The organism is Clostridium simiarum (assembly GCF_018919175.1).
Classification (GTDB): Bacteria; Bacillota; Clostridia; order Clostridiales; family Clostridiaceae; genus Clostridium_L; species Clostridium_L simiarum.
The window spans coordinates 1-16,459 of sequence record NZ_JAHLQL010000001.1; the positions used below are offsets into that span (position 1 = coordinate 1).

A 16,459-nucleotide genomic window follows, 5' to 3' on the forward strand; every position below is an offset into this window, starting at 1 on the left:
ATTAATGGTCATAAGATAAACTTACCTAGCGGTAAATATGATTGGAGAGAAGACAAATAGATTAGAACCATATAAAAATGTAATTTTACTTATTACATCTCCAAACTTGTCCGACAAAGCATATAGTAAACTTAAACACTGCAATTTGCCATTTCCTTCAGAAGTTTTTCCAGCTAGCTTTATACTATCTAGAGTTCTTTTGCTTTTATTTTCTTTTCCATTCATCAAAGGTATGAAACTTAGGCTTACAATATCCTCACCTGTTAATTGATCTTTTCCTAAGTAGAGAACCAAGATCTATGATCTTGTGTGAGTCAATTAAGGAGGTATCCAAATCTACGATTTGATGGTAGTCCCTTACTCTTTTTAGTCAGTGGAACTTACACCTATTAACAGAGTGTTTCCTTATTCTAATAGATCTTTTTAAAGGAAATTCCTTCTCCATCGTGGAATGAGTAAGTTCGTTTATCAAAATATAAAATTGGGGAACTTACTTAAATTCCATAGCCTTCTTTAGTACGTAATCTTCTATTTTATTATAATCCATATCTAAATCTTCTTTCTACTGTAGATTAATCCTATCTATATAATTCGCATTGATAATGAAAAATATACAAACATATATTTGCTACATAAATATTTTTATTTAAAGTCATTAACTTCTATTTTTATTCTATTAGTAGTGATATACTGGAAATAATTATGAATTATTGTATAATATGACCAAACTGTTACCTATGATTAATGTTAATAAAGCAGTATAAAAATTTTAATATACGGGGGAGTAATATGAAACTAAATATAAAACAAATGAATTATGATGAAGCAAAGCAAATTTCAAAGTGGGTTTATAATGAACCATATTCACTTTATAGTATGGATGAAACTGATGAATGTATAAATGAACTTCTTGATGGTGATTATTTTTCAGCTTCGGACAGGGAAAACAATCTTATAGGTTACTATTGCTTTAATGAGTCTGCTCAAGTTCCAGCAGGAAAGGGATTTGGAGTTTATGACTCTAAAGATATTATTGATGTTGGTTTAGGGATGAAACCAGATTTGTGTGGTGAAGGGCTAGGAGTTAATTTTTTTAATAATGGTTTAGATTTTGCTCGAAATCACCTAGGGGCAAAAGGTTTTCGTTTGACTGTAGCAAGTTTTAATAAGCGTGCAATAAAAGTATATGAAGAGGTAGGCTTCAAGAAAGTTAGTTCTTTTGAAAGAATATCAGACATTGGGAAAACTGAATTTTGGGTTATGACTCTATGTTAAGAAAGAAATCCATTAATTCAATGTTTTCTAAATTAATGATTTAGAGAAAGTATAAGAATGGTCTTCTTATCTTATGAGTGATAAATAAATTAATCAGAATTAAAAGTTATTTTATAATTATGATAAGGATTAATGAGAGAATAAAGGGTTAGGAGAAAAATAAATGAAATGCGGCAAGATGCTTGGTGTAGGTAATACAGCAACTGTATATGAATGGGAAGAAGGTAAAGTTCTTAAGCTTTTCTATGAAGGATATCCTAAAAAATCCGTAGAAAAAGAGTTTCATAATGCAATGGCCATAAGAAATATGAATTTTGCAAAACCAAAGGCGTATGAAATAATCTCTTGTAAAGAGAGAATGGGCATTATATATGATAGGGTGGAAGGTGAATCCCTACTGGATTGGGTTATAAAAACTGGTGATGTAGAGAAATGTGCAGTACATATGGCAAAGCTACATAAGGCAATGCTTCAAAATAGCATTAATAATGTACCCCATTACAAGGATTTTTTAAAACTTCATATACCAAAGGAACCATCAGTTAATTTGAGTAAAGAAGAAGTATTGCAAAGTATAGATAAATTACCAGATGGAAGTGCACTTTGCCATGGTGATTTCCATCCAGGTAATATACTAATATCCAATGGACATGCAGTCGTTATAGATTTTATGAATCTGTGTCATGGAGACTTTTTGTATGATGTTGCAAGAACTATATTCCTTATAGAATATACACCAGTGCCAGTGGAATTAGAGCATAGGGAAATGCTTTTAAAATTTAAGAAAACCCTGGCAGATTTGTATCTTATACAAATGAATGTTACAAGAGAGAGGATACAGGATTATCTAACAGTTATCATCACCGTTAGAAAGGGAGAATGCCCTAATGAGGAACTAAATATAAGGTGAAATGTTGAAGGATAGAATTCTGATATTCTAAAAACAAGTAATAATATGGTAAGTGATTAACTGATGGGTAATGAGCATAATGAGGGGATAGGGTTAATTTGTAATATTCGTATATTATGACGGAATAGTATTAAATTGCGAATTATGAATATTAATAACTTGAAATGAGGTAAAGTAAGAAGATGAAGAATATTGCTATAATCGAAAAAGAACCAACAGTTGAAGAGTATATTCAATTAAGGAATTCTATTGGTTGGAAGATATTAAAACGTGATAAAATAAAAAAAGGTCTAGATAATTCAATTTACTGTGTTTGTGCAGAAGACAAAGGCAATATAGTCGGGTTCGGAAGAATTATTGGAGATGGAGGTACAGTTTTTTATATACAGGATATAATGGTAAATCCATCATATCAAAAACAAAAAATTGGCACATTAATTATGGAAAAGATTATAGATTATATTAATAATAATTGTACAGAAGGTGCTATTATTGGACTGATTGCTATAAGTGGACTTGATAAGTTCTATAAAAAGTTCGGGTTTTCATATAATCAAAATAACCGTTTTTATAGATATGAGTAGCTCGCAATATTCTTATATTAAGACATAACAATAAAAATTGATAACAGGAATAATGTTCTTTGAAAATTGAATAATACGGTGTTTAAAAATGGAATTATAACTTATAAGTGAAATAATACGATGTTAATGATATGGAAAATCTGCTATAATTTCTATATGTTAATAAATAATTGTAGAATTGTGCAATAAAGAATATCTATATTTTACTTGTATGGGGGATTGAATATGAGCTTAGAAGAATTACGTTTATGCTGTGCTATTAAGCAAAAGAAAGGGTTACATTTTATATTAGCATCAATTATTATTTGGTGTGTTGTACTAATTATTCATTTAACATCAATACCTATTTTAACTAAGAACTTACTTACATTTTGCGCTACGGCGCCATTAATGCCTTTAGCATTTTTTATATCTAAAATAATAAAGGTTGATTTTCAGAATAAAGAAAATCCGTTAACTAATTTGGGAGTTCTTTTTTCCGTAAATCAAATGCTATATTTACTGATTGCCATGTGGATATATCCAACTATACCTGAAAAAATGCTAATGGTAATAGCAATAATTTTTGGAGCACATCTGTTGCCATATGGTTGGCTTTATAAATCCAAGTCTTATACAGTATTAGCTATTTTAATACCGATTTTATCTCTTATAGTTGGTATAAACTTCGAACCTTATATGCTTGCAATTATGATGGTGGTAATAGAAGTTTTGTTTAGCATTAGCTTGACATTTGAGAACAACAAACTTATGTCGGATTTTAAATGTAACCTTTAATCACACCTATTATATACTTTTCTTATTTAATGCCACAACTGAAAAAACGGACAAATTACTTAAGCACCGCATTATTCAGAAATGAGTATGCGGTATTTTTATTTTAAATTATGACGCATTTCAAATAGATCGTAACCTGACTGTTGAAATTAGAAATATAGATAATATTATTTAAAAATTGATTAATGGGTATATTTACAAAATATGTTATAATTAATTTATAATTATTAGTTAGTATTTTATAAAGTAAGCAATAGTAGAATATTGAGATAATTATATAATAATTTAAGAGGTAAATAGAAATGAAAAAAGTATATAACTTATTATTTGCTTTACATGTATTTGTGGGGTTAGGAGCTATAGGCGGAGGGGGGATGGCTATTCTTAACCCACAGGGGCCAGGGGGGATGTCCACTGACACTTTAAGAAATTCACCTTTTAGTAATTTCCTTATACCTGGAATTATTTTATTTACAGTAATTGGACTTGGAAATGTATTTAGTGCTGTATCAATTATTTTTAAATCAAAATATCAGGGGTATATAAGCAGTATTATTAGTTGGGCTTTAGTAGTCTGGATTATTGTTCAATGCATAATGCTTGAAATGATTATTTATCTACATGTTATATTTTTTATAATAGGTTTAGTGGAAGCCTTTTTATCAACTATTATATTGTTTAAACAGCATTTATTTCCTACAAATATTATTCTCAATATTATAAAAAGGTTAGAAGATAAATTTCCTGAAAGTATTATTCTGAAGATTATAGCTAAATTAGAAAAGAAATTTTATGGAGTGTAAGTTGAGTTATTTCGCTATTTTCTTATATTATGAGGGCAGGGTAAAATTATTATAGAACAAATATTATTTATATAAAGGAGGGATTTATATGGAATTTAAATTGGCACTATTAGCAGTTAAAGATGTTAAGGTTTCCAAGGAGTTCTATGAAGAACTTTTTGATCAAAAGGTTATTCTTGATTTAGGGCGAAACCTGACATTTAGTGGAGGATTTGCAATACAAGAGGATTTTGCATGGCTTACAGATTTGCCTGTTGAGTCTGTTATGGAGAAGTCAAATAACATGGAGTTGTATTTTGAGGTAGAGGATTTTGATGGATTTATGGATAAAATTAAAGATTACGGAAGCATTGAATATGTCCATCAACCTAAGAAATATCAGTGGCAACAACGTGTTGTTCGTATTTATGACCCAGACCATCATATTATAGAGATAGGAGAATCTATGGCAGTTATAGCAAGACGTTATCTTGCTGAGGGTTATTCCATAGACGAAACCTCAAAAATTATTCAACATCCCATTGAATTTGTTGAAATGTGTAAACAAGGATAATGAGTATTATCTTAAATAAAAAATTGTCATGGAGCAAAAGCAGAGAACCAAGATCTGTGATCTTGTGTGAATCGGTTAAGCAGATACCAAAGACCTATGGTTTGATGGTAGTCGCTTACTCTTCCAGTACTCATCTGAAGGTATGAAGATGAGTTTCCTAAGCAGAGAACCAAGATCTGTGATCTTGTGCGAATCGGTTAAGCAGATACCAAAGACCTATGGTTTGATGGTAGTCGCTTACTCTTCCAGTAATCATCTGAAGATATGAAGATGAGTTTCCTAAGCAGAGAACCAAGATCTGTGATCTTGTGTGAATCGCTTACTCATCTGAAGGTATGAAGATGAGTTTCCTAAGCAGAGAACCAAGATCTGTGATCTTGTGTGAATCGCTTACTCATCTGAAGGTATGAAGATGAGTTTCCTATAAATACATCAGCAATGGTAGGGCTCGGATAAAAATAAAAGTGACTGTATTTTGTAATGATTTAAAGAATCATTTTAAAACAGCCGCTTTTAATTATAAAAACTCTTTTTCTTTAGATATAGTATAATTAAGATAAACTGTGAAAATATAGGACTTTAAAGAAAGATAACCATATTTCATTAGTTATGCAAATTATACTGGAACATATTAAAATTAGCATAAAGAAATATTGTAGAAGTAAAATAGGTTGATAAAAATCAAGTGTTAGAGGAAACGGATACACTATGATTGAATTTGAAATTAAAGTTTAAATTTATAAAATCTAAGTTAATTAGGAATACAAGAATGTGTTGACCATAAAAAAGAAAGTAAGAATACATGAGTTTAGTTGGTATTTTAGTAACAGTAATAATATTCTTATATAGGCAGAAAAATAGGAGGGAATTATGAAAGGAACATTACATCATATTGAGATTTATGTAAAAGATTTAAATAAAAGCAAAGAGTTCTGGGGGTGGTTATTAGAAAAACTTGGGTATAGAGAATATCAGAATTGGCAGCAAGGCATAAGTTATATTTTAGGAGGAACCTACATTGTGTTTGTCCAAGTGGAGGACAGGTTCTTAGATATACCTTACCATAGATGTAGAGCAGGGTTAAATCATCTTGCTTTTCATGGTGGAAGCAGAGAGTTTGTAGATGAAATTACACTAAAGTTAAAAGAGAGGGGCGTTAAAATATTATATGAAGACAAGCACCCTTATGCAGGTGGAGCAGATCATTATGCGGTGTATTTTGAAGATCCAGATAGGATGAAGGTTGAAATAACCTCTTAATAAAAGGCGTGTATGGATTATGGGTAGCAAATTTAAAATTAATGATAAAAGGGCAGAGCATGAGCCACATATAACCTCTGAATATGGCTTTAATCAACTTTTTATATAAGGAGGAAAGACTGTTTATTAGAAAAAGGAAATAAATATGTTTCAAAAAATTTTGATATTATTGCCACTAAATAATCATATAAAGAACTTTTTTATATATTGCGTTATATGGTGTAAAAGCAGAATTAATACTCAAAGTCTAATTTATAATATTTCACCATAGAATAGATTTTAATTTAAGGAATGTAGGTTAAGTAAGACACATGGTGTAATAACCCCTTGGCATTACACCATGTGTCTCGTATAATTTGATTATAGTAGGGGGGAACCAAATGAATAATTTTGTTATTGAAGAAAGTACAAGAGAAGGATGCCAAGTAGTTGATAATGGAATAGTTGAATATAATTATTCAAAAGTACCTTTTACCCAAGAACCAAGCTTTTTACCAATTAATAGGGTTATAAAAAATTTAGAGGGAGATATAATAGCAGGAATAAATAGTGTATTATATTGCTGGAATTGTCTATATATAGATGTTTTGTGGGTAAAAGAAGATTCTAGAAAAGATGGGTATGGTTCGGCACTTTTAAATGAAGTGGAGAAGATTGCCAAGGAAAAAGGTTGTGAATTAGTTCATTTAGATACCTTTGATTTTCAAGCAAAAGATTTTTATTTGAAACATGGATATGAGGTTTTTGGTGTATTGGATGATTGTCCATCAGAGCATAAGCGTTATTATATGAAAAAGAATATATAGTTTAACATCTTTTTATGACAGGTAAAACATTATAAAATTAAACAATTTCTTTAAATGCCCTATTATTCAACTTGAATATGGGGTATTTTTATTTGCAAATTTAAAAGTATAACGTAATTTGAAAAAATGCCTGCTAATTATTAAAAATGTATTAGGAACCATGGTCTTTGAAGATTTAATAATAGGGATAATTATTAAGCTGTGCAAAGTGTTTATGTAAAAATATGAAATATATGTTATAATTTGAACAGAATCAAGTCAGAGCAGTAGGGGATTCCGAACTAATAAAAGGGGAGAATATTAAATGGATTTAAAGCCATGGAATAATAAAATTAAGCAATTAAGAGAAATAATTTTAAGGCCAGATAGAATTGAAGAAAGTAAAAGCCTGTCTTTAAGTTTACATTCAATGGTTCATTCGTCAATTATGTCGGGAACAGATAAAAAAACTTTTGAAGATGAACTATGGGAAGGACTAGATGAAAATGCATTCAAAACTTTAAAAAATGAAAAAGGTCGTACTATCGCATATGGTATTTGGCACTCCACCAGAATAGAGGACATAACGATGAATTTATTGGTTGCAGGAGATAAACAGATATTTAACGGGGGAAATTGGAAGGAAAGAATAAACTCAAAAATTATAGATACTGGTAATGCAATGTCTCAAAATGAAATAATGGAATTTAGCAAAGATATAAATGTGCAGGAATTAAAAAATTATAGAATTGAAGTAGGAAGAAGAACAAGAGATATAATAAAAAGTCTTTCCGCTCAGGATATGAAAAGAAAATTTGATAAACATAGATTACAACGTATATTAGATGAGGAAGCAGTATTAGATGTGGAAGCCTCTAATTGGCTTATTGATTTTTGGGGAAGAAAAAATGTGTCGGGAATTATATTAATGCCAGTGACAAGACATCAGGTGGTTCATATAAATGAATCTTTAAGTGCAAAAAAGAAATCTAAGGTGAATAAGTCATAATGTGAAATATTTTCGAAATAACGTTTTACTTTAAAAGCGTGAACAATGAATCTTTGAAAATTGAATAATGCGGTATGGAAATATGTGTTATAATTTATTTAGGTTGAATAAATTGGAATTTGGAGGTTGAATATGGACTATATAATAAGAGAAATAAAAAAATCTGAATATTCCTTGCTAAGTGATTTTTTGTATGAATCAATTTTTATACCAGAAGGCATAGAAGCACCACCCAAGTCTATAATAAATATTCCTGAATTTCAAGTTTATGTTTCAGATTTTGGAAGCTGGAAACATGATAGAGCCTTGATTGCAGAGACGGACGGAAAAGTAATAGGTGTGGTTTGGGTGCGTATTATGAATGACTATGGACACATCAATGATGAAACACCATCATTTGCTATCTCTCTGTATAAAGAATATCGTGGATTAGGAATAGGAACAGCTATGATGAGAAAAATGATTTCTATACTGAAAGCAAGTGGATACGAGCAAGTCTCTCTTTCAGTGCAAAAAGCCAATTATGCAGTAAAGATGTATCAGAAAGTAGGGTTTGAAGTTTTCTGTGAAAACGAAGAAGAATATATTATGATAAATTATTTACAACGATAAATTCTAATTCATCAGTTAGGAATTATTAAGTGAAAAATAGATAACGTATTAAAATACCGCATTATTCAGAATTGAATTTTGGGGTGTTTTTATGTTGCACTTTAAATATATAACGTAATTTGAAATTATTTCGAACTAATTAATAGAAACAGATCTTTGAAAATTGAATAGTACGGTATTTACACTATATGTTATAATTTTAGGTAAAATAAATGTTAATTATATTTTTTATATAAGGAGGAATTAAAATGGAATATTTTCATGTTGATGTTTTTAGCAATGAAATTTTATCTGGCAATGGATTAACTGTTGTTTTTTGTAATGAGGAATTAGAAGATAATCTTATGTTGAAATTAACACAAGAGTTTAAGCAATTTGAAACAATTTTTGTGAGAAGAATAGATGATAGTATATTTAATGCAAGAATTTTTACAGTAGATGAAGAATTGGATTTTGCGGGGCATCCTATTTTGGGAGCAGCTGCTACTATTCATAGTCATATTTTTAGAGATGAAGAAGATATAGCAATTACATTTCAATTAAATCAAAAAACAATTATAGTTAATTCAAAAAAGAAAGAGGAGTATTATGAAGTACAAATGAATCAAGGAAAAGCGGAATTCCTCTGTGAAGTTTCAAAAGAGAAGAGAAATAAATATGTACATGCATTGAACTTGTCAGAAGAGAATTTAAGCGAAGAATTTCCTATGGAAGTTGTATCAACAGGATTACCATACTTATTAGTACCATTAACTTCAGGAATAGAGAATGCAAAAATAATTATTTCTAAATTTGAAGAAATGTTAAAAGAAGTAGGTGCTAAATTTGCTTATATATTTGATGTGAATTATATAGAAGGACGGACCTGGGATAATCAAGGAAACGTTGAGGATGTTGCAACAGGAAGTGCAGCTGGACCATTAGGTGCATATTTATATAAGCATAATATTTTTAATGTAGGTCATGAGATTATAATAAATCAAGGAAGATTTGTCGGTAGACCCAGTAAGATTAAGGTTTCTATGAGCATTTCTGAAAAAGAAATGTTAGTGTCTGGAGAGGTAGCTATTTTGGCAAAGGGAACTATTTTACTATAATAATAAACGTAAAAAATCGCATTATTCAAGGTATTGAGTTTGCGATTTTTTTATTGCGCAATCCAAAAGGATTACAACGTAACTATTGAAATTAGAATTATAAATAATATTCTTTGAAAATTAAATAATGGTATATTACAAAATAAAAAATAGTTTCTATAATTAATATAAAGAGATAATGCAATAAAATGTAAATATGCTATGATTTTTATATAAGCTAAGATATAACTTTAAAATATTTCAAAGTTAAGTATATTTATATTAAAAATATTGAGGGAGAAAGATGATGGAAAGAAAAATACGTAATTCTGCCAAGGCATTGATTATTAAAGAGGGAAAAATATTAGTATCAAAAATCAATGACAATGGTGATATTTTTTATATTATGCCAGGTGGTGGTCAGGAAGTAGAAGAATTGCTTCCTGAGACACTAAAACGTGAATGTGCAGAGGAAATGGGTATAATTGTAGAGCCGAAATCACTGGTGTTTGTAGTAGAAGGCTTATATGGAGAATCATTTCACAGAGTTGATTTAGTATTCTTATGTGATTATGTTAGAGAAATAGAGGGTGCAGAAATACATGGAGATAAAAACCAAATAGGATTTCAGTGGCTTTCTATTGAAAACTTAATTAACGAACCTCTGTATCCGTCAAAACTTCGCCTGCAAATAATTAATCTTTTTAATAATAGGAAAACAGAGGTTTATCTGGGAAACGAAAGCATGGAATAATCTCATAGAATTAGAATAATTCTTAGTTAGACAAATCCACATTGTCCTTAAAATACGTTTTATTGGTAGTATGTGAGGAAATATTATTGTATAATATATCTAAAATTCATTGGAGGGATAAGCTTGAAAGAATTCGAAGAAAAATTAAAGCAATATTTATTGGAGAATGGCATAAATGCAGAACAATATATTTTTGAGAGTACTTGTCATTCTATAGAAGAAGCAGCATCAGCAGCTAATGCATCTCCAAAAGATTTCGTAAAAAATATATGTATGATAGATAATCAAGGAAATCTTATTGTTGCTATTGTTAAAGGGGAAGATAGGGCAAGTACATCAAGGGTAGCAAAAGCATTAAATATAGAAGCTCCAAGAGTTGCAACTCCTGAAGAAATACTGGTTAATACTGGATACATATGTGGTGGAGTACCATCCTTTGGATATGAAGCAATATTTTTAATTGACCCAAAGGTTATGGAAGTAGAGTTTGTTTATACTGGGGGAGGCTCTCCTTATTCTTTAACAAAAATTTCAACAAAAATATTACAACAGGTAAATAAAGGGCAAGTAGTTCGGGTAAGAAAATAAATTAATCTTGTATCCAGTTTTTTAATACTCATAAAAAGGAGGAAGTACATCTTATTAAATTATATAGATTTTCATACTGTAACATTAGCTATATTTAAATATAGAGAAGCTTGGTACAATAGAAAAAAATAGCATTCTTATTAGATAGCTCAAGTAGAAAAAACCAATAACTATTTAAGATACTGTATTATTCATAAATTTGAATTTACAGTATTTTTTATATACTCTTTCAGAAAAAGAATAACCTAACTATTAAAATTAGAAATGTAAATAATATTCTTTGAAAATTGAGTAATGGATCATTTACAAAATATGTTATAATTAATTTAGGATTATTAGTTAGTATTTTCATAAAGTAAGCAATAGTAGAATATTGATATAATTATATAATAATTTAAGAGGTAAATAGAAATGAAAAAAGTATATAACTTATTATTTGCTTTACATGTATTTGTGGGGTTAGGAGCTATAGGCGAAGGGGGTATGGCTATCTCAATATTATAAAAAATTATCTCTAGTATATTGAAAATTAATACAATATACTAGTAAGTATACTAGACTTTTCTTATTAGTTAATACATAAATGTATAATATTCTGGATATAAAGGGGAATTAAATATGAATAATTTTGAATTTGTAACTGGAGGTATAGAATTACTTGATTTTGTACAACCTTTATGGGAAAAATTAAATAAACACCATGAAGTTAACTCAAATTATTTCCAAAGTAGATTCATAAACCTTGAGTTTGAGGTTAGAAAAAATAAGTTTGTTAATGATAACAATTTAGAAGTCAAAGTAGATTTAATTAAAGATGTAGAAAAAGACTTAAATATTGCTTATTGTATTAGCACAGTTAATAAAGAATTAGTTGGGGAAATTGATTCTCTTTTTGTTGAAAAAGAATATCGTAAGTACGGCTTAGGGGATAAGTTGATGAATAGAGCATTAGATTGGCTAAACAGCAACCAAGTAAAAACAAAGATAATTGGAGTAGCAGAAGGAAATGAAAATGCTTTAGAATTTTATAAAAGATATGGTTTTTATAAAAGAAGAGTAATTTTAGAACAGATAAGTGAATAGCATTTAGTTCTCAATATTTTTAAATGATGAAATCAATATACAATTAAATAATTTATTCATAATACCGTATTATTCAAAGGCTGAATTCTGTGGCATTTTACTTAGCTACATCTATACCAATTTTAAATTTTGTTGACTATATTACATAATTCAAGTAGAGCATATTATATGCAACAGATATGAAGGGAGATTATTAATCAAGTTTTATAGGAGGGTCTGTTATGAATAGAGGTTTTATAATTTCTAAAGAAGGTATAGATGGGGGCGGAAAATCAACTATCATAAAAGAGACTGAAAAATACTTAAAGGAGAAAGGTCTTAAATATATTGTTACAAGAGAACCCGGAGGAGTGAATATTTCAGAACAAATAAGAAATATCAATTAAAGTAGTAGATGCTAATAAGAGTGTTGAAGAAGTAAGTTCTGATTGCATTAAACTAATTGATACTTTACTTAAAGAAAAAGGGTTAATATGATATATATTATGAATTAATTAAGTATGGGTTAATATACTTGCTTAATAAATATATATCATCTTTGTAGGTCATAGTATCCTTTATTAATGCTTCAAATGTTTTTTGTAACTCCATCATTTCTTCCTTGGCGTTATTAGCGTGTTTGGCCATACTAAAATCAGCAATTTTAGTTTTTAGTCCAATTGCAAAAATAAATTTTAATAATAATATAGGCATATAGTAGAAGTTTATTTTTCTTGGTTCAATTTTTAAACCTAATTCTTTTAGTGCATTTAAACCTTCTCTTGTAGCCTTAATCATTAATTCAATATCAGATTTATTGGCTGCTAATGCTTTTATATTTCCATTATTTTTATAAATTGCATTAGCAATAGGAGAAACAATTGCTAAATGGCATTTTTGCCAATTATCCATATTATCTGAAATAACAGATGGAATACTAGACTTAGAGAAAAGATTTACTATTGTATGTAATCTATTAGTATAAATTCCATCAATTTCTCCAAAGGTTGTAGTTTGAAATCCTCTTGTTAATCCCTTACTTATATAATATTCTGTAACATTATTTATAACTTCCCCACCACAGGCAGGGAATCCTACCATTAACCTTTTGCCAAGATATTCTTTCCATTTATCATAACCACATGGATTATTTACAAATAAAACAACATTATCACTATTATTCTTAGACAATATGGGCAGGACATTTTCTACCTGCTTAAATTGCATAGTAACTAGAATATAATCATAAATATCGTTAGTTTGTAAAGTATCTATAACTTTTATAGGATAATGTTCAATTTTTCCTTTCTTTATATTTTTTATTTTAAGTCCATCATTTTTCAGCATTTTAAATCGGTTATTCCTTGCAAGGAGGGTAACATCATTTCCAGCAGAAAAGAGTTTTCCAGCAAAAATACTTCCTATTACTCCGGCACCATAAATTAATATCCTCATAATATCTCCTTATCACCATATTTATTTTTTATTATTAATAATATACAATTTTATGCACAGAATTGTTATACAAATGTAGCAACCATTTCTTTATGATTATTAAAGTTTTCAAGTGATTTATAACAAACCATATAGTTTGATAAGAATTTCATAGATATCTCTTTAAATCTATACATCTAACTTTTAAGTTTGCTATGTAAAGAATTTCACCTTAATATGATTAATAATTATATTATAACATTATACTAATGATTATATCATTAAATCTACATTATTGGATAATGAAGGCAAAGAAAAAAGATTTTACAAGTAATTTATAGGTCGAAAGGGTGAGCTATTAAAGATAGTGCTAGAATATCTTGTTATTAAGCAATTTTAAAGTTTGAAGATAATGAAATACAAAAGTTTAATGAAAATACAGTAATATTTTATTTATTACAGATGCTTAGATAGAGTTTAATTTATACTTCAGAAAGAGCACAAACTAACTATTGAAATTAGAAATATAAATAATATTATTTGAAAATTTAGTAATAGGATATTAGAAAAATATGTTATAATTTACTTATAATAGGTAAATAAAGCCAAGGTAAACTTAAATTTAACGAAGACAATGTATATTTTCTTAGTATGGGAGAGTGGCATTATGAACGATAAAAAAGTTGTTGTTATTTACAAATCTAATACAGGATTTACACAAAAATATTCAGAGTGGATTAGTGAGGCTTTGGGTTGCACAGCAATATCCTTAAGTGAGACTAACTCTTTGAATTTAAACCAGTATGATATCATTATTTTTGGCGGCGGTATGCACGCCGGTAAAATAAATGGTATAAAATTTATTAAGGACAACCTTTCTGCATTTAAAGATAAACAAATTGTTATCTTTGCAACAGGTGGAACGGCGCCTATTCCTGAAGAAGTAGAGAAATTCAGGAAAAATAATGTTCCAGAAAATGAAAATCTACCATTTTTCTATTTTCAAAGTGGTATGAACTATGAAAAAATGAAAGGTGCAGATAAAATGCTGATGGGCATATTGAAAATTATGTTAAAAATGTCAAAAAACAAGTCTGATGTAGAACGAGGAACTGAAGAAGCAATCAAAAATTCTTATGATTATTCAAGCCGCCAGCAGATTGATCCATTGCTAAAATATGTGAAATCTCTATAATACACAAAACATTTATGGAGGGGATGTTATGGTCTACAGAGTGGATGTACTTTTATTTGATAAATTTGAAACCTTAGATGTATTTGGTCCTGTTGAAATACTTGGGAGTTTACCAGATATTTTTAAATTAAATTTTATATCTGTAAATGGAGGACTTGTTGAAAGTTCTCAAAATGTAAGAGTAGATACTAATTTATATATGAATGAAGAGGGGATAGAGAAAATCTTACTTGTGCCAGGAGGCCGTGGAACAAGGGAAAAAGTTCATGATAATGATTTTATAAATTTCATTAAAAACATTTCCAAGGAATCAAAATATACAATTAGTATATGTACAGGTTCCGCTTTACTTGCTAAAACTGGAATACTAAATGGAAAAAGAGCAACAACAAACAAAAGGGCATTTAAATGGGTTACAGAGCAAGGTTAAAATGTATTGTGGGTAAAAGAAGCAAGATGGGTAAAGGACGGCAACATATATACATCCTCAGGTGTATCTGCTGGAATGGACATGGCCTTAGGTTTTATAGAAGACCTTATTGGAAAGGAAAAAGCAGTGGAGATTAGTCAAGGAATTGAATATTTTTGGAATGAAGATAGCAAATATGATCCATTTTCTAAATAATTCCAAAGGTAGAGCAGAGCTTTTTTTATCACAGAAATGAAAAAAGAAGCAGGTTCAGATTTCTATTATGAGGATTTATGTACTTACATGCTTGGTCGGATTGTAGAAAAAGTGAGTGGCAAAATAATGCTGGATTATTTAAAGCCTCGTATATTTGATATGTTGGAAATTGTGAATCCTCAATGGAATACCTGCCAGCATGGGCATACATCCTGCTCAGGTGGTTTGTATCTGAATACTGAGGAGTTTTCTCGCATTGGGATAATGTTACTACAAAATGGCGTATACAAGGATATTCTGCGTGGGATGTGGAGCGAAATTCTACCAAATTTGTAGGATGAAAAAGCTGGCTTTGGTCAGGGGGTATAAGTTTCTTGCTAATAGCAGTGAATATGTGGCAACAGTAGGATATTGCGAAGTTTAAGATGATTTATATTGGATTAGGGGGTATATAGAATGGGAAAATTGAAACTTGTTTGCTTTGATTTGGATGATACTCTGATTAGAGAAATACATTCTGTTATGTTACCATGCATTTTAAATGGAAAAGAAAAAGAGCACTCTTTCATTCAAGAACAGGAAGAGAAAGGAATTATCGACTACATATCAGCAGATTATCTTAGAGCAGAATTACTTTTAGGTCTTGAAGAGCGTGAAATCGCTGAATCTTTTTTAGAGATTGCAAAACCTCTAAAAAATATCAAGAGTGTAGTTGAGGCATTACATAAACGAAGTATTAAGTGCATTGTTATTACTGTGGGTCCAAAACAAGTAGCTAAAGTCGTTTGTAACATTTGGGGGTTTGATGATTATTTTGGTAGTGATTACGAAGTGGTTGAAGGAGTATTTACAGGGAAAATTCTTAGTTACGTTGGGGCTGAACAAAAAATTGAATGCTTACAATATTTTTGTAGAAATAACGATATAAAACCTGAAGAATGTATTGCTGTAGGCGATGGCTTAACAGATATTCCGATTTTTGGATACTGCGGAAAGTCTATTGCTATTAATAGTTCTACCAAAGTTCAGATGAGTGCAATGTATGCAGTTGATACAGAGGATTTAACAGACATTCTTAAATACATATTATGAGGATAATACAAAGCGTGTATAATTCAGGATTTGAAAATATTGCGAAGTAACATTTGAAATTGAAA

At 29.4% G+C, this 16,459-nt stretch carries 19 protein-coding genes and 1 pseudogene; 18 read left to right on the forward strand and 2 right to left on the reverse strand.

Translation table 11 applies throughout. The features are described from left to right. Positions 1-21: 21 nt before the first annotated feature. Complete coding sequence (locus KQI89_RS00005; RefSeq protein ID WP_216455403.1) at positions 22-294, reverse strand: hypothetical protein; 273 nt, start codon at positions 292-294, stop codon at positions 22-24. A 495-nt stretch (positions 295-789) separates the two neighbouring features. Between KQI89_RS00005 and KQI89_RS00010 the strand changes: the two genes are divergently transcribed. From KQI89_RS00010 to KQI89_RS00080, 15 genes are all read left to right on the forward strand, one after another. Beyond that, positions 790-1,275, forward strand: coding sequence for a GNAT family N-acetyltransferase (locus KQI89_RS00010; RefSeq protein WP_216455404.1), 486 nt, complete (start codon positions 790-792; stop codon positions 1,273-1,275). Between the two features lie 163 nt (positions 1,276-1,438). Beyond that, positions 1,439-2,185: an aminoglycoside phosphotransferase family protein gene (locus KQI89_RS00015; protein ID WP_216455405.1), complete on the forward strand. Its 747-nt coding sequence runs from the start codon at positions 1,439-1,441 to the stop codon at positions 2,183-2,185. Between the two features lie 182 nt (positions 2,186-2,367). After that, positions 2,368-2,769 carry a GNAT family N-acetyltransferase gene (locus KQI89_RS00020; RefSeq protein ID WP_216455406.1) on the forward strand — a complete coding sequence of 134 codons (402 nt, stop codon included), beginning with the start codon at positions 2,368-2,370 and terminating at the stop codon, positions 2,767-2,769. 225 nt (positions 2,770-2,994) lie between these two features. Next, entirely contained in the window at positions 2,995-3,546 is a 552-nt protein-coding gene (locus KQI89_RS00025; protein WP_216455407.1) for a DUF7010 family protein, read from the forward strand. A 302-nt stretch (positions 3,547-3,848) separates the two neighbouring features. Then, positions 3,849-4,349: a hypothetical protein gene (locus KQI89_RS00030; RefSeq protein ID WP_216455408.1), complete on the forward strand. Its 501-nt coding sequence runs from the start codon at positions 3,849-3,851 to the stop codon at positions 4,347-4,349. A gap of 88 nt (positions 4,350-4,437) precedes the next feature. After that, entirely contained in the window at positions 4,438-4,902 is a 465-nt protein-coding gene (locus KQI89_RS00035; RefSeq protein WP_216455409.1) for a glyoxalase/bleomycin resistance/dioxygenase family protein, read from the forward strand. Positions 4,903-5,772: 870 nt separating this feature from the next. Further along, complete coding sequence (locus tag KQI89_RS00040; RefSeq protein ID WP_216455410.1) at positions 5,773-6,162, forward strand: VOC family protein; 390 nt, start codon at positions 5,773-5,775, stop codon at positions 6,160-6,162. A gap of 380 nt (positions 6,163-6,542) precedes the next feature. Then, positions 6,543-6,968 carry a GNAT family N-acetyltransferase gene (locus KQI89_RS00045; protein WP_216455411.1) on the forward strand — a complete coding sequence of 142 codons (426 nt, stop codon included), beginning with the start codon at positions 6,543-6,545 and terminating at the stop codon, positions 6,966-6,968. Between the two features lie 304 nt (positions 6,969-7,272). Continuing rightward, positions 7,273-7,956 carry a DinB family protein gene (locus KQI89_RS00050; protein WP_216455412.1) on the forward strand — a complete coding sequence of 228 codons (684 nt, stop codon included), beginning with the start codon at positions 7,273-7,275 and terminating at the stop codon, positions 7,954-7,956. 132 nt (positions 7,957-8,088) lie between these two features. Beyond that, positions 8,089-8,568: a GNAT family N-acetyltransferase gene (locus tag KQI89_RS00055; protein WP_216455413.1), complete on the forward strand. Its 480-nt coding sequence runs from the start codon at positions 8,089-8,091 to the stop codon at positions 8,566-8,568. Between the two features lie 248 nt (positions 8,569-8,816). Further along, complete coding sequence (locus KQI89_RS00060) at positions 8,817-9,665, forward strand: PhzF family phenazine biosynthesis protein (RefSeq protein ID WP_216455414.1); 849 nt, start codon at positions 8,817-8,819, stop codon at positions 9,663-9,665. 283 nt (positions 9,666-9,948) lie between these two features. After that, a complete protein-coding gene (locus tag KQI89_RS00065) occupies positions 9,949-10,398 on the forward strand; it encodes an NUDIX domain-containing protein (protein ID WP_246582922.1) in 450 nt (149 codons plus the stop codon). 123 nt (positions 10,399-10,521) lie between these two features. Beyond that, complete coding sequence (locus KQI89_RS00070) at positions 10,522-10,986, forward strand: YbaK/EbsC family protein (RefSeq protein WP_216455415.1); 465 nt, start codon at positions 10,522-10,524, stop codon at positions 10,984-10,986. 618 nt (positions 10,987-11,604) lie between these two features. Next, the gene (locus tag KQI89_RS00075; protein WP_216455416.1) at positions 11,605-12,069 is read left to right on the forward strand and encodes a GNAT family N-acetyltransferase; all 465 of its coding nucleotides are present in this window, start codon (positions 11,605-11,607) and stop codon (positions 12,067-12,069) included. A 221-nt stretch (positions 12,070-12,290) separates the two neighbouring features. Beyond that, positions 12,291-12,455 (forward strand): dTMP kinase, encoded by a 165-nt coding sequence (locus KQI89_RS00080; RefSeq protein WP_216455417.1) that lies wholly within the window; start codon positions 12,291-12,293, stop codon positions 12,453-12,455. Between the two features lie 97 nt (positions 12,456-12,552). Here KQI89_RS00080 and KQI89_RS00085 read toward each other — a convergent pair whose 3' ends face one another. Further along, on the reverse strand, positions 12,553-13,503 hold the full coding sequence (locus KQI89_RS00085; RefSeq protein ID WP_216455418.1) for a ketopantoate reductase family protein: 951 nt from the start codon (positions 13,501-13,503) through the stop codon (positions 12,553-12,555). Positions 13,504-14,149: 646 nt separating this feature from the next. Here KQI89_RS00085 and KQI89_RS00090 point away from each other — a divergent pair. The 3 genes and pseudogenes from KQI89_RS00090 to KQI89_RS00105 all read left to right on the forward strand — a co-directional run bounded on the left by KQI89_RS00090 (position 14,150) and on the right by KQI89_RS00105 (position 16,394). Next, the gene (locus KQI89_RS00090) at positions 14,150-14,677 is read left to right on the forward strand and encodes a flavodoxin domain-containing protein (protein WP_216455419.1); all 528 of its coding nucleotides are present in this window, start codon (positions 14,150-14,152) and stop codon (positions 14,675-14,677) included. Positions 14,678-14,705: 28 nt separating this feature from the next. Next, positions 14,706-15,302 (forward strand): annotated as a pseudogene (locus KQI89_RS00095) (DJ-1/PfpI family protein). A gap of 456 nt (positions 15,303-15,758) precedes the next feature. After that, positions 15,759-16,394 (forward strand): HAD family hydrolase, encoded by a 636-nt coding sequence (locus tag KQI89_RS00105; RefSeq protein ID WP_216455420.1) that lies wholly within the window; start codon positions 15,759-15,761, stop codon positions 16,392-16,394. Positions 16,395-16,459: the final 65 nt, after the last annotated feature.

Coding starts and splice junctions, on each gene's coding strand:
- KQI89_RS00010 (WP_216455404.1), top strand. CDS start 790: ATGAAACTAAATATAAAACAAATGAATTATGATGAAGCAAAGCAAATT.
- KQI89_RS00015 (WP_216455405.1), top strand. CDS start 1,439: ATGAAATGCGGCAAGATGCTTGGTGTAGGTAATACAGCAACTGTATAT.
- KQI89_RS00020 (WP_216455406.1), top strand. CDS start 2,368: ATGAAGAATATTGCTATAATCGAAAAAGAACCAACAGTTGAAGAGTAT.
- KQI89_RS00025 (WP_216455407.1), top strand. CDS start 2,995: ATGAGCTTAGAAGAATTACGTTTATGCTGTGCTATTAAGCAAAAGAAA.
- KQI89_RS00030 (WP_216455408.1), top strand. CDS start 3,849: ATGAAAAAAGTATATAACTTATTATTTGCTTTACATGTATTTGTGGGG.
- KQI89_RS00035 (WP_216455409.1), top strand. CDS start 4,438: ATGGAATTTAAATTGGCACTATTAGCAGTTAAAGATGTTAAGGTTTCC.
- KQI89_RS00040 (WP_216455410.1), top strand. CDS start 5,773: ATGAAAGGAACATTACATCATATTGAGATTTATGTAAAAGATTTAAAT.
- KQI89_RS00045 (WP_216455411.1), top strand. CDS start 6,543: ATGAATAATTTTGTTATTGAAGAAAGTACAAGAGAAGGATGCCAAGTA.
- KQI89_RS00050 (WP_216455412.1), top strand. CDS start 7,273: ATGGATTTAAAGCCATGGAATAATAAAATTAAGCAATTAAGAGAAATA.
- KQI89_RS00055 (WP_216455413.1), top strand. CDS start 8,089: ATGGACTATATAATAAGAGAAATAAAAAAATCTGAATATTCCTTGCTA.
- KQI89_RS00060 (WP_216455414.1), top strand. CDS start 8,817: ATGGAATATTTTCATGTTGATGTTTTTAGCAATGAAATTTTATCTGGC.
- KQI89_RS00065 (WP_246582922.1), top strand. CDS start 9,949: ATGATGGAAAGAAAAATACGTAATTCTGCCAAGGCATTGATTATTAAA.
- KQI89_RS00075 (WP_216455416.1), top strand. CDS start 11,605: ATGAATAATTTTGAATTTGTAACTGGAGGTATAGAATTACTTGATTTT.
- KQI89_RS00080 (WP_216455417.1), top strand. CDS start 12,291: ATGAATAGAGGTTTTATAATTTCTAAAGAAGGTATAGATGGGGGCGGA.
- KQI89_RS00085 (WP_216455418.1), bottom strand. CDS start 13,503: ATGAGGATATTAATTTATGGTGCCGGAGTAATAGGAAGTATTTTTGCT.
- KQI89_RS00090 (WP_216455419.1), top strand. CDS start 14,150: ATGAACGATAAAAAAGTTGTTGTTATTTACAAATCTAATACAGGATTT.
- KQI89_RS00105 (WP_216455420.1), top strand. CDS start 15,759: ATGGGAAAATTGAAACTTGTTTGCTTTGATTTGGATGATACTCTGATT.